General features: G+C 36.2%; 16 protein-coding genes. 11 read left to right on the top strand and 5 right to left on the bottom strand.

Features of this window, described 5'->3' with window-relative positions:
* The 4 genes from BMZ04_RS10220 to BMZ04_RS10205 all read left to right on the top strand — a co-directional run bounded on the left by BMZ04_RS10220 (position 1) and on the right by BMZ04_RS10205 (position 2,355).
* Positions 1–369 carry a hypothetical protein gene (locus BMZ04_RS10220; RefSeq protein WP_093269266.1) on the top strand — a complete coding sequence of 123 codons (369 nt, stop codon included), beginning with the start codon at positions 1–3 and terminating at the stop codon, positions 367–369.
* A gap of 341 nt (positions 370–710) precedes the next feature.
* Positions 711–1,421 (top strand): cytochrome c biogenesis CcdA family protein, encoded by a 711-nt coding sequence (locus BMZ04_RS10215; protein ID WP_093269262.1) that lies wholly within the window; start codon positions 711–713, stop codon positions 1,419–1,421.
* Positions 1,422–1,464: 43 nt separating this feature from the next.
* Positions 1,465–1,827: a response regulator gene (locus tag BMZ04_RS10210; protein ID WP_093269257.1), complete on the top strand. Its 363-nt coding sequence runs from the start codon at positions 1,465–1,467 to the stop codon at positions 1,825–1,827.
* Positions 1,828–1,866: 39 nt separating this feature from the next.
* A complete protein-coding gene (locus tag BMZ04_RS10205; RefSeq protein WP_093269252.1) occupies positions 1,867–2,355 on the top strand; it encodes a CcdC family protein in 489 nt (162 codons plus the stop codon).
* Between the two features lie 275 nt (positions 2,356–2,630).
* Here BMZ04_RS10205 and BMZ04_RS10200 read toward each other — a convergent pair whose 3' ends face one another.
* Complete coding sequence (locus tag BMZ04_RS10200; RefSeq protein WP_093269247.1) at positions 2,631–3,086, bottom strand: DUF2621 domain-containing protein; 456 nt, start codon at positions 3,084–3,086, stop codon at positions 2,631–2,633.
* Positions 3,087–3,202: 116 nt separating this feature from the next.
* On the opposite strand from BMZ04_RS10200, the gene BMZ04_RS10195 reads away from it, so the two are divergent.
* The 4 genes from BMZ04_RS10195 (at position 3,203) to BMZ04_RS10180 (ending at position 4,528) form a co-directional block, all read left to right on the top strand.
* Positions 3,203–3,418: a DUF1659 domain-containing protein gene (locus BMZ04_RS10195; RefSeq protein WP_093269242.1), complete on the top strand. Its 216-nt coding sequence runs from the start codon at positions 3,203–3,205 to the stop codon at positions 3,416–3,418.
* A 21-nt stretch (positions 3,419–3,439) separates the two neighbouring features.
* Positions 3,440–3,652, top strand: a complete 213-nt coding sequence (locus tag BMZ04_RS10190) for a DUF2922 domain-containing protein (RefSeq protein WP_093269239.1) — start codon at positions 3,440–3,442, stop codon at positions 3,650–3,652.
* Positions 3,653–3,709: 57 nt separating this feature from the next.
* Positions 3,710–3,832: a YvrJ family protein gene (locus tag BMZ04_RS10185; protein WP_093269234.1), complete on the top strand. Its 123-nt coding sequence runs from the start codon at positions 3,710–3,712 to the stop codon at positions 3,830–3,832.
* Positions 3,833–3,937: 105 nt separating this feature from the next.
* Entirely contained in the window at positions 3,938–4,528 is a 591-nt protein-coding gene (locus tag BMZ04_RS10180; RefSeq protein WP_093269231.1) for an SCO family protein, read from the top strand.
* A gap of 25 nt (positions 4,529–4,553) precedes the next feature.
* On the opposite strand, the gene mscL is transcribed toward BMZ04_RS10180, so the two are convergent.
* Complete coding sequence (mscL, locus tag BMZ04_RS10175) at positions 4,554–4,943, bottom strand: large conductance mechanosensitive channel protein MscL (protein WP_093269226.1); 390 nt, start codon at positions 4,941–4,943, stop codon at positions 4,554–4,556.
* A gap of 176 nt (positions 4,944–5,119) precedes the next feature.
* On the opposite strand from mscL, the gene BMZ04_RS10170 reads away from it, so the two are divergent.
* Positions 5,120–5,815, top strand: a complete 696-nt coding sequence (locus BMZ04_RS10170; protein ID WP_093269222.1) for a lytic transglycosylase domain-containing protein — start codon at positions 5,120–5,122, stop codon at positions 5,813–5,815.
* A 16-nt stretch (positions 5,816–5,831) separates the two neighbouring features.
* On the opposite strand, the gene BMZ04_RS10165 is transcribed toward BMZ04_RS10170, so the two are convergent.
* The 3 genes from BMZ04_RS10165 to yfkAB form a co-directional block, all read right to left on the bottom strand.
* Complete coding sequence (locus BMZ04_RS10165) at positions 5,832–6,080, bottom strand: GlsB/YeaQ/YmgE family stress response membrane protein (protein ID WP_093269219.1); 249 nt, start codon at positions 6,078–6,080, stop codon at positions 5,832–5,834.
* A gap of 353 nt (positions 6,081–6,433) precedes the next feature.
* Complete coding sequence (locus BMZ04_RS10160) at positions 6,434–6,979, bottom strand: cysteine hydrolase family protein (RefSeq protein WP_093269216.1); 546 nt, start codon at positions 6,977–6,979, stop codon at positions 6,434–6,436.
* Positions 6,980–7,392: 413 nt separating this feature from the next.
* Complete coding sequence (yfkAB, locus tag BMZ04_RS10155; protein ID WP_093269213.1) at positions 7,393–8,502, bottom strand: radical SAM/CxCxxxxC motif protein YfkAB; 1,110 nt, start codon at positions 8,500–8,502, stop codon at positions 7,393–7,395.
* Between the two features lie 116 nt (positions 8,503–8,618).
* Here yfkAB and BMZ04_RS10150 point away from each other — a divergent pair, with 116 nt between their 5' ends.
* A complete protein-coding gene (locus BMZ04_RS10150) occupies positions 8,619–9,131 on the top strand; it encodes a DinB family protein (RefSeq protein WP_255367876.1) in 513 nt (170 codons plus the stop codon).
* Between the two features lie 119 nt (positions 9,132–9,250).
* A complete protein-coding gene (acnA, locus tag BMZ04_RS10145; protein ID WP_093269209.1) occupies positions 9,251–11,959 on the top strand; it encodes an aconitate hydratase AcnA in 2,709 nt (902 codons plus the stop codon).
* The last annotated feature ends 531 nt before the right edge of the window (positions 11,960–12,490 follow it).

Raw genomic sequence — 12,490 nt, 5'->3', positions numbered from 1 at the left:
ATGTATCCAATAAATGAAACGGTAAAAATGGTTGCGGAGCAAGGACAGAACGTGATAGCTTGTGCAAAAGAATTAGAGCAAATTTCTTTGAAAACAGGTAAAGAACGCTCTGATTTATTTGAAAGATATTGTGCGAACCAACATTCTTTCAATGTATATACATATATGAATTCTACGATTGAAAACTTAACTGAGGTTCATGTATTTCAAAGAAAAATTGCTTTATTTGGAACAGTTTTTGTAGGTACAAGAACAGACTATGAAGCAGAAGTTGATGCGCTACAAGCTAAAACAACGTATGAGGAATTAGTTGCATCACTACATGAAATGATCAATGCACTGCAGTTTTTCAAGAAAACACAAGTGTAAACTAATCCGAAATTCACCTAACTATATTTTATAGTTGGTGATTTTTTTTGGAAAGGATATTCTGTCGAAGGATGAATTGATGAAAGTAGTAGTAGAAAGTTTAGGTAATATTTCCGAAATTGAAAAATTTACTATTCCAGTCTTTCACAAAGGTTGTAGATTTGCTAAACTTAAAAAGTCTTATTTGTATATTTTGGTTCTGAAATAAGATGTCTTTTTTCAAAAATGAATAGATAGAGGATAGCGCTTAAAAGAGTCAAAAAGCTGTCACAAGCAATTGTAGAGTCAAAGCGAGGTAAATTTGGTACGATAGGGACAGTAAATCGGAAAGGAAGACAGCCGTGAGTACCGATATTAATCTATTATTGGCATTTGGAGCAGGGTTTTTAAGCTTTATCTCTCCTTGTACATTGCCATTGTATCCCGCATTCTTATCTTATATTACAGGGATGTCACTAGAAGAAATCAAAACTGACAAAAAGTTGATGCAAAAAAGAGGAATGCTACATACATTATTCTTTTTATTAGGATTCTCCATTATATTTGTTGCAATAGGATTTGCAACATCTTTAGTAGGTACATTCTTTATCCAATATGGAGATCTACTCCGTCAAGTTGGAGCAATTTTCATTGTCATATTTGGTTTAATCATCGTTGGTATATTTAATCCGGAATTTCTAATGAAAGAAAAACGCCTTCAATTTAAAAATCGCCCTTCTGGATTTTTAGGAACCACTTTGATAGGGATGGCTTTTGCTGCTGGATGGACACCGTGTACAGGACCGATTTTAGCAGCAGTAATTGTAATGGCAGGATCAAATCCAGATGTTGGAATATGGTATATGTTAGCATATGTGTTAGGATTTGCTATTCCATTTTTCGTACTATCTTTCTTTGTTACAAGACTTAACTGGATTCGTAAAAACAGTAATTTAATCGTAAAAGTAGGCGGTTATATAATGATTGCTCTGGGAATCTTATTGTTTTTTGACGGATTAGAATATATTATACGAATTTTGAGTCCATTGTTTGGTGATTTTACAGGATTTTAACATTATGAAAGACATTGGATTTCATTGTTAAGGGGGCGTGAGTATGAAAACAGTATTAGTAGTGGATGATGCAATCTTCATGAGAACTACGATTAAAAGAATGCTTGAAGAACAGCAATTTCAAATAATTGGTGAAGCGGCTAATGGACAAGAAGCAATTGAAATGTATAGAAAGTTATTACCAGATGTAGTGACAATGGATATTACTATGCCAGGAATGACAGGGATTGAGGCAGTTAAATCAATTATTTCCGAGCACCCAGACGCAAAAATAGTGATGGTTACAGCACTTGGACAACAAAAACTAATAGTAGATGCACTAGAGTCTGGCGCAAAAGATTTCATTACTAAACCATTTAACCCAGAACAAATAGTGCAAGTGCTAAATAATGTAACAGCTGACTAAAGAATAGATGTAATAGAATTGAAGGATATGGTGTATATAATGTTTGAAAAAATTTCACCGAATGTAATGTTAATAGTTTCCACGGTGTTTGCTATCGGAATGGGAATTGCGGTTACGACTATTAGAGCGAAATCTGCCAAACGACCGGCAAGTGTTAAGAAAATATTATTGCCGCCACTTTTTATGTCTACAGGAGCACTAATGTTTATTTTTCCCTTTTTTCGAGTAACAGGGTCAGAATTTATAGAAGCGATAATTGCTGGAATATTATTCTCCACCGTGCTGATTTGGACTTCCAAATTTGAACGAAGAGATGGTGAAATTTATTTGAAGCAATCAAAAGCTTTTATTTTTATCTTGTTCGGATTGTTAATCGTGCGTATTATAGCAAAACTTGTGCTTAGCTCTACAATTGATATCGGAGCACTAAGTGGCATGTTTTGGATATTAGCATTCGGTATGATAGTTCCATGGAGAATTGCGATGTATATGCAATTTAGGAAAATACAAAAAGAAGTAAGTCTATAAAATAGAAAGCGAGCATTCCTTTAAATAGGGATGCTCGCTTTTTTTCAAAAGATAAGAAAATATAACTTTATTACTCAGTATTGATTCAGCGCCAGCGCCTTACCCCTCGGGGTCAAATGTGAAAAAGCAGCTTGCGCAAGCTCGTCGCAAACAAAATCGCTTGTGGTGGCTGGGGAGCTTCCTCCTGGGCCAGCACGATGAGGGTCATGCATCCCGTTGCCACAGGAGTGGCGAACTTAGACTGTATTCCTCTAACATAGACGCTTGCGCTCTTCTTATTTACCTCTGGGCATGTCTGCTGATAGCTCGAAAAACTGTTCATAAGGTGCTACATCAATCTTAAGTTCTGCTAGTTTTTTTCGCAAAAATTTGTGATCTCGCTTAGGTGTAGCAATAATATAACCACGGACTAACAGCTCCCGTGTAATAGAGGACGCTTTTTCCTCTAATGCTAATTGTCCAATTTTACCAGCGATTTTTTGCTTTGCTACCGGTCTAAAAAGTTCTGGTACTGGACTTACTAATTCATTTAAAAGGACTTTTTGGTCTTCATTCCATAAATGTATTGTGTTGTTGACATAGTATTCTTCCCAATCTAACTCGGACTTCCCGTCATCCTTCGGTAAAGCTTTTAAAAACTTTCGGAACATAAAGAAGCCGCCAATCGCCATTAGTGATATTAAAACGACTACCCAAAAAAGTATAAACCATAAAAACCAACCATTTAACAATCTATTCACCTCAATCTTCTTACCAATAGTATAAGATGTTCTGAAAAATATTTCACTAGGAATGTATCCTTTCGATCAAAAAGTTTCTATCTACTAGTTGAAAGGAGGTGATACACATGGCGAACTTAGAACATAAACAAGCTGTATTAAAACTTATTTATGAGGGAGGGTTGACAGAGGACGGTAAGATGAAGACAAAGTCAAAGTCTTATCGTAATTTACAAGGTGCTGCATCTGCAGATCAATTAGAAGTAGTAGCAACTACATTATCAAGCTTTACAAATAGTCCCTTCATTGGTGCTGAAAAAATCGAAACATTAAACTTAAACTAATAACGAAAAGGAGGAAACAGCATGGCTAAAACTTTGCAATTACAATTTGAAGCAGCAAACGGAAAAAACATTACGATATCAGTTGATGAACCAAAAGAGTCACTAACTTCAACGGAAATACAAACAGGTATGAACGCCATCATTAGTAGTAATGTTTTTCAATTGGAAGGTGCTCCCCTTGCACTTGCTAAAACTGCAAAAGTAGTTGAACAAAATGTAACAACCATTATCTAATTTGGAATGACTCTCCGAGCAACGGAGAGTCATTTTTTAAAAGGGAGATGAATGTGGATGGAACAATGGATTGCAGTCATTCAAGATGTTGGTTTTCCGATTTTTGTATCATTTTATTTGATGCACCGAATGGAAAGTAAACTCGAAGAAATAAAAAATGCACTATTATCATTAAAATAACTTCCCTATTCACAAAACTGTTGAATTAATAGGAGTCTATGTAGTTGAATGCAGCAAGTTGTTTAGTTAAGATAAGGCTATAATAGAAAAGAGAGGTCTCATTTCATGAAAAAATTATTAGCAATGCTTTCCATTACCTTGCTTATTCTTGCAGGCTGTGGAAGTGGAGGTAATTTCGAAGCACAAACAAATTGGAAAGTAGAAGATTTCAATTATGAAAATCAACGTGGAGAAGCTGTTTCACTAGATGATTTAAAAGGAACTGTTTGGCTGGCAAGTTTCATCTATACGAATTGTACGACGGAATGTCCATTAATGACCTTTAATATGAGCGATATTCAAAAAGAGCTTGTCGATAAAGGAATAGAAGATTATAAAATTGTTTCGTTTAGTGCTGACCCTGAATTTGACACTCCAGAAGTTCTACAAGAATATATTGGGAACTTTGAAGTGCCCGATGAAAGTAAATGGAACCTTTTAACTGGTTACGCACAAAAAGATATTAAAGATTTTGCAGCGAATAATTTCCAAACTGCTGCCATTAAAAACCCAAATACAAACGAAGTTATGCATGGTATATCCTTCTATTTGGTTGATCAAAACGGCGTAGTTGTCAAAAATTATAATGGTTATCAAGATGTACCAACAGAAGAGATTGTAATGGATGTGGAAACATTAATCGCAGATGGACAGTAAAAAAGAACCCGATAAGGGTTCTTTTTTAAGCATTATTTTGCTTTTTTAGTAAGTCTCTAATTTCTTCCAACAATAATACTTCTTTCGTATCTTTTGGAGGAGCTTCTTCGACAACAACTTCTTCTTTTTTGCGTTTAAATTTAGATAACAAACGAATAAATAAGAAAATAGAAAAAGAAATAATTAGAAAATCAAAAACAGATTGAATAAAATTTCCGTATAAAATTTCAGTTTCCTTGTACTTAAAGGACAAGGAAGTGAATTTAACACCATTTAATAGTAGTCCAACTAATGGGGTAATAATGTTCTCTACTAATGATGAAACAATCTTTCCAAAAGCAGCACCAATAACAACTGCTACAGCTAAATCTAATACATTTCCTTTAAAGGCAAACTCTTTAAAGTCATTCCACATATAATATCACCACCACTATGCCATACTACAAAAAAACAGAAGAAATGTATAGTGACTTTAGACATTTTGAGACTACTTTTATTTATGAAAACATGCTATTGTTTTCTTTTAGTGAAAGACGGGTATGATAGACGATGACAAAAAAAGTATTTCGTGAAATAGGTGAATAAAGCTATATGAAGCAAAAGAAGGATACATCCTATAAAGCTAAAGCTTGGATAGTTATATTACTCCTTCCCATTACGATTACAGTTTATATATTGTTGATAATCGGATGGAAAGAATTACAAAGGATACCAGTAGTACTTGAATGGGCAGAATCTATTCATCTAAAATCATTTACTCAAGAAAAATTAGATATTCCCGAAGAATACATTGCTATATATCAACAAGCGGAAGAGATATATGGTGTACCTTGGACGCTACTTGCAGCCCATCATCGAATGGAAACTATATTTTCAACCATGGACCCGCTGCTTTCTCCAGTTGGAGCAGAGGGTCATATGCAGTTCATGCCATGTACTTTTGTTGGTTGGTCGCATCCAAGTTGTAGTGGGTTAGGACAGGGTGATATTCCTGAAGAAGATAAAGTAGACCCCGAAATAATTGCCGAGTACGGGGGATATGGTGTCGATGCGAATAAAGATGGAGTAGCTGACCCTTATGATATAGAAGATGCCATTTTCAGTGCTGCAAACTATTTAGCGGCAAGCGGAGCAGCAGATGGGGAATTAGAAAAGGCAATTTTTAATTACAACCGGAGCGATAAATACGTAGAAGATGTATTGTATTTTTATCATTTATATGAAAGTCAATTGCAAGCTCTCCAATCTGCATCCACTTTACAAATAGAAAAAAAGGATGGACCCTAAGGGTACATCCTTTTGCTTATTTACGCATAGATTTTAGTATCAAACTTAAAATGAATACTAAAATAATGGCACCGATTAAAGCGGGTAGAATAGCCATATCCCAAATAACTGGACCAAAGTCCGGGAAGATTAGTCCACCAATCCATGCACCAATAATACCCGCAATTATATTACCGATAATACCTCCGGGAATGTCTTTACCTAATATTAATCCTGCTAACCATCCAATAATACCACCGATTATTAAATATAAAATGAATCCCATTTTTAGTCATCTCCTTGTAAGAATGTTGTATTGCTGTACACTCTTTATATAGCCATACAGGAGAATAACTAAACATGTAGTCATTATTTTTTTTTCGCTTTAAAGAGCAACTAAGCTTTCCAACTCAAAGCTTGGAGGAATCGATGAAGTGTAGGTTGGGGCTAACTGCCGTTAGCGCCTACTGCAGAATATAGAGGGAAAAACCCACGTCGTGTGTCTCCATCTATGTGACTCAAATCCTACAATCCTTAGGCATACGAGACGCGGCTAACTTAGAATGCTTTCCATTGGGTGCGGCGTTATTTAATTTCCTAATCATAGGAGTATAAAGAAAACACTTAATCATTGAAGTTTTACTTGATCACTTTAGCACCTAAAGAGTTTGTGAAATGTTCTAAAGCCCATTCGTGCCCTTTAGGATTGAAACTTGCGACCGCTGACTCATGAATGACAATTGAAAAGCCTAAATTGTACGCATCCATTGCTGTATGCAATACACAAATATCTGTACATACTCCGACAATATGTACTTCTTCAATCTGACGTTCACGTAATATTTGATGCAAATTTGTTCCAGCAAATGAACTATAACGCGTTTTATCCATCCAAATAATTTTATCGCGATTCATTTCATATACATTTTTTAGGTTCCCATATAATGCACGACCTGGCGTGTTGCGAATATTATGAGGAGGAAATAGTTGCGTTTCCGGATGGAATAGATCGTTTGCTTCGTGTAAATCCACAGGGAAGATGACTAATTCATTGTTATTCAAAAAATCTTGCGTAAGGGAAACAATCGCTTCTTCTATTAATTGTCCTGGCTTTCCACATGTAAGTGCTCCATCATCTGCAACAAAATCTACCGTATAGTCAACTACTAGTAATGCTTTTTTCACTTTGCAACACTCCTTTACTAATTACTATTAGTATGAATGAATAATAATAAAAATCCATAAAATAATGCAAATTAACTATTCAGAATAATTTGTATTTTAAGGATGATGAGAATATAATAAAATAAAAGGGGAGTGGATAATATGGACAGTCAAGTAACAAAAAAGTTAAATAAACAAGGTGTACGTTTCGCCATACTTCACTCTGTTTTCATTATAAACATAATAGTAGATATAATTTTTATTCACTAGAATAGAAGTACATCTAAAAAGAAAAACGACCGAATGTAGCATATACATTCGGTCGTTTTTCTTGCTTAGGAATTATAAAATTATAACATGTGTATAACAAGAAATTCTCCGTCCAGACTAAAATGCCTTGGCCCCGAGGAGCCAAGGCGCTTGCACTTTTGTTCTTATTTCACAGATCCACTTTCAAACTCCGTTTCTGTATAATACATATTTTTAACTAAAATGTTTGGACCTAAGCATTTTACTGCTGGACAATGGCAGTTGAGTGATTTCGATAGCGGGGAAGCAAGCCATTTATCAAAAATAGCTGAAAGCGTATCCGTTTGAATATTTCCTAGCTTTGGAGCATCTCCAAAGTCAGTTACTATCACTTCACCTGAAAAGATATTAATATTTAAACGAGATCTGCCATCAGGATCATTTCGTACCGAAACATTTTTAGCATTTTTTAATCTATTTAATAACTCTATGCTTCTATCATTTTGACTGCAAGGATAAAACGGCAAAGTCCCGAACAGCATCCATGTGTCTTCATCACGATAATTTAATAATTGTTCAATCGCATCATGCGTTTCTTCTAACGTAAGCGTTGTTAGTGCGCTTGCAAAATCAGAAGGGTACATAGGGTGAATTTCATGTCTTGAGCATTTCATTTCTTCCACTACTTGTTTATGGATATGTTCTAAATATGGAAGTGTTTTTTTGTTTAACATCGTCTCTGCTGAGACCATAACTCCCGCTTCTGATAGCATCCGACTATTGTCGATCATTCGCTGAAACAATTTCGCACGTTGCTCATATGTCGGTTTTCTATCCATCATGGCAAAGCCAGTTTCTACAAATTCATCAATCGTACCCCAATTATGAGAAATATGAAGGACGTCTAGGTACGGGGCGATAAGTAAGTATCTTTCTGAATCTAATGTGAGATTGGAGTTTATTTGTGTTCGCACGCCACGACCTTTAGCATACTTTAAAAGCGGAAGTACATAATTCATGACTGATTTCTTGGAGAGCATCGGTTCTCCGCCCGTAATACTAATGGTTTTTAGGTGAGGAATCTCCTCTAGTCTCGTTATGATTAAATCAATAGGAAGTGCATCATCATCTTTCGTTTGTAGTGTATATCCAACTGCACAATGTGCACAGCGCATATTACAAAGATTAGTTGTGGTAAATTCGATATTGGATAATGTAAGTTTACCGTGTGTTTCGATATCTCGATAAGCTTCCCACGGATCGTTTGTTGGTGTCATTATGTTTTTTGTAATCATGTAAATCTTCCTTTCCAATATGATATTGTCTCATATTCTAATGAAAATGAAAATATAACTCGAAAGAAAGATTGCCTGGCAAAACTAGAGGGTATAAGAGTAATAACCATATATGAGTGGAGGAATTACATGTTATTGGAAAAAATAATAAAATTAGAGCTGAGCTTTTTCAGCAAATGGATACATTAACAGACTTACAATTCAATGAGAAACCAGATACGAACGCTTGGTCACCAAAAGAAATCATGGAGCATCTGGTGAAAATGGAACAAACGATTACAAAAGGTATAATAGATCAATTAGATAATCCGGAAAGCCCGTCAGCAAAGAAAAAACCAATACAACTTTCGACATTACGATTCATAAAAGTAAAAGCACAAAGGCATACAGTGCCAACCTCAGAATATGAAAAAAAAGAAAAAATGAAAGCATTGCTTCATGAAGCTAGAATGGAGTTGCTTTCTGTCTATACATCTAGTAATCCAAATGTTTTAAGGTCAAAATCTTTGAGGCATCCCGTTTTTGGGAAAGTTCCACTTATTCAATGGTTCCCTTTCGTGGGTCTACATGAGAAAAGACATCTAAAGCAATTAGAAAAAACGATTGAGAAATTAAAAGGTCATAAGTAATAATTATTACTTATTATAATTTTAATGTAATTTACTTATCGACTTTATTCGAGTATGATTGAAATTGGAGAAAAGTCACTAGATTAGAGTCTTTTCAATAGACATTAGGAGGAAAAGTAATGGCAAAAAGTAATTTACACAACAGCCGTACTTCTTTTTCTGTGAATGGTAAAGAGTATAACTATTACCGTTTAGCAGCTTTAGAAGAAGCGGGAATCGCAAATGTATCACGCCTTCCTTATTCAATCAAAGTATTATTAGAATCAGTGTTACGTCAATATGACGGATATGTAATCAAAGACGATCATGTAAACCAATTAGCAAAATGGGGTAAAGACGCAAATACAGAAGCGGAAGTACCATTTAAACCTTCACGTGTAGTACTGCAAGATTTCACTGGTGTTCCAGTAGTAGTTGATCTAGCTTCATTACGTTCGGCAATGAAAGAAATGGGTGGTAATCCAGATAAGATCAATCCTGCTATTCCAGTTGACCTTGTAATTGACCACTCTGTACAAGTAGACAAATACGGAACATCGACTGCATTAAAAGCAAATATGGACCTTGAATTTGAACGAAATGCAGAGCGTTATAAATTCCTTAAATGGGCACAAACATCTTACAACAATTTCCGTGCTGTTCCACCAGCAACTGGTATTGTTCACCAAGTAAACTTAGAATATTTGGCTCCAATCGTGCATGTGAATGAAAATGCAGATGGCACATTAGAAACTTTCCCTGACTCAGTAGTAGGTACTGACTCTCATACAACAATGATTAACGGTCTTGGCGTATTAGGATGGGGTGTAGGTGGTATTGAAGCAGAAGCAGGAATGCTTGGACAACCTTCATACTTCCCAATTCCGGAAGTAATCGGAGTTAAATTAGTAGGAGATCTTCCAAACGGAACAACTGCTACTGACTTAGCGCTTAAAGTTACTCAAGTATTGCGTCAACGCGGTGTAGTTGGTAAATTTGTAGAATTCTTCGGTCCTGGGGTATCTAAATTACCACTTGCTGACCGTGCAACTATTGCGAATATGGCTCCTGAATATGGTGCTACTTGTGGTTACTTCGCAATCGATGAAGAATCACTTAACTATTTACGACTAACTGGTCGTGACGAAGAGCATATTGCTGTAGTAGAAGCTTACTTAAAAGCAAATGATATGTTCTTTGATCCAACATTAGAACCAGTTTATACAGATGTAATTGAAATTGACTTAGCAGATATCGTAGCAAACCTTTCTGGACCAAAACGTCCTCAAGATTTGATTCCACTTACTGACATGAAAGCTCGTTACCATGAAGCAGTCGTTGCTCCTCAAGGTACACAAGGTTTTGGATTGTCAGAAAAAGAATTCGACAAAACGGCAACTGCTAAATTTGCAGACGGTGATGTTACAATTCCAACAGGTGCTGTAGCAATCGCTGCAATCACATCTTGTACGAATACATCTAACCCATACGTAATGCTAGCTGCTGGTTTAGTTGCGAAAAAAGCAGTAGAAAAAGGATTAACAGTTCCTGCATACGTAAAAACATCTTTGGCACCTGGTTCAAAAGTAGTTACAGGTTATTTAGAGGATTCAGGATTAAACGAATATCTAGATAAAATTGGCTTTAATACAGTTGGTTACGGATGTACTACATGTATCGGTAACTCAGGTCCATTATTACCTGAAATTGAAAAAGCAATTGTTGACGAAGATCTATTCGTAACTTCTGTACTATCTGGTAACCGTAACTTTGAAGGGCGTGTACATCCACTAGTAAAAGCGAACTACTTGGCTTCACCACCATTAGTTGTTGCTTATGCACTTGCTGGAACTGTAGATATCGATCTACAAACAGATTCATTAGGTAAAGATAAAGATGGCAATGACGTATTCTTTGCAGACATCTGGCCATCAACTGATGAAGTAAATGCAGTGCTTAATAAAGTAGTTACTCGTGAATTATTCCAAAAAGAATATGCACGTGTATTTGACGAAAACGAAGCATGGAATGCAATTGAAACTTCAACTGAATCTTTATATTCGTTTGATGATACATCAACTTATATTCAAAACCCACCATTCTTCCAAGGATTATCTAAGGAGCCTGGTAGTATTCAAACACTTGCTGGACTTCGCGTTGTTGCGAAATTCGGTGATTCTATCACTACTGACCATATTTCACCAGCAGGTGCGATTGGTAAAGATACACCAGCAGGTAAATACTTGCGCGAAAACGGTGTAGAAATCCGTGATTTCAACTCTTATGGATCTCGTCGTGGTAATCACGAAGTAATGATGCGCGGAACATTCGCAAATATCCGTATTCGTAACCAAATTGCACCAGGTACAGAAGGTGGATACACTACTTACTGGCCAACTGGTGAAATTATGGCAATCTATGATGCTGCTATGAAATACCAAGAAGAGGGTACTGGCTTAGTCGTACTTGGTGGAAAAGATTACGGAATGGGATCATCTCGTGACTGGGCAGCTAAAGGAACAAACCTTTTAGGTATTAAAGCTGTTATTACGGAAAGCTTTGAACGTATTCATCGTTCAAATCTAGTAATGATGGGTGTTTTACCACTTAATTTCTTACCAGGTGAAAATGCTGAATCTCTTGGCTTAACTGGTAAAGAAGAAATTAGTATTAATATTGCAGAAGGTGTTAAACCTCGTGATATTTTACAAGTTACTGCAAAAGCAGAGGACGGTACTGTAAAACAATTCAACGTACTTGCTCGCTTTGACTCCGAAGTAGAAGTTGATTACTACCGTCACGGTGGTATTCTTCAAATGGTACTACGTAATAAAGTGCTAGAAGCATAAATAAATAGAGAAGAGCCTAATTCGTTTGCTGAATTAGGCTCTTTTTTTTAGGGAAGTATCCGACTTTTCAGGGATAATGCGCCAAAAGAAGTTAGATTCCAGTGTCCGCCATGATTTTCGCTGCAGGGCGGACGCTTTCCGCGGGGTGAGCGATGAGCCTTCACCGCCGCTTACGCGTACGTTGTGAAGTCTCATCTGACTCAAACAGAGGAACGAAGGCTAAGTGCGCCACCTCGTGTGGCAACACCTTCGTGACCAACATCCTGTTGGCCTCCGCCGGAGTCGCCGCCCTTCCGCTACAATCAATAAGAATTTCTTGCAAATCTAGCGTCTGCAGTTATCAGAGATTTAAATTTATCGGGTCAACTTCGCAAAATTTATTAAACCTAATTAGAAAATGCTGTCTTCAAATAAATGGAGCATTTACTGGGATCAAGTTCGTTTCATTCAACCATTTATTAGAATAACATCTATATATCTATTGTAGTATTACAACAAGTAATCTTGTTATTTTAAGAAATAAGTGCTTTC

Origin of the sequence: Psychrobacillus sp. OK032, assembly GCF_900111345.1 — a bacterium.
Taxonomy (GTDB): Bacteria; Bacillota; Bacilli; order Bacillales_A; family Planococcaceae; genus Psychrobacillus.
Note: the sequence above shows the minus strand (reverse complement) of the source record. Positions and strands in the feature narration are given on the sequence as shown.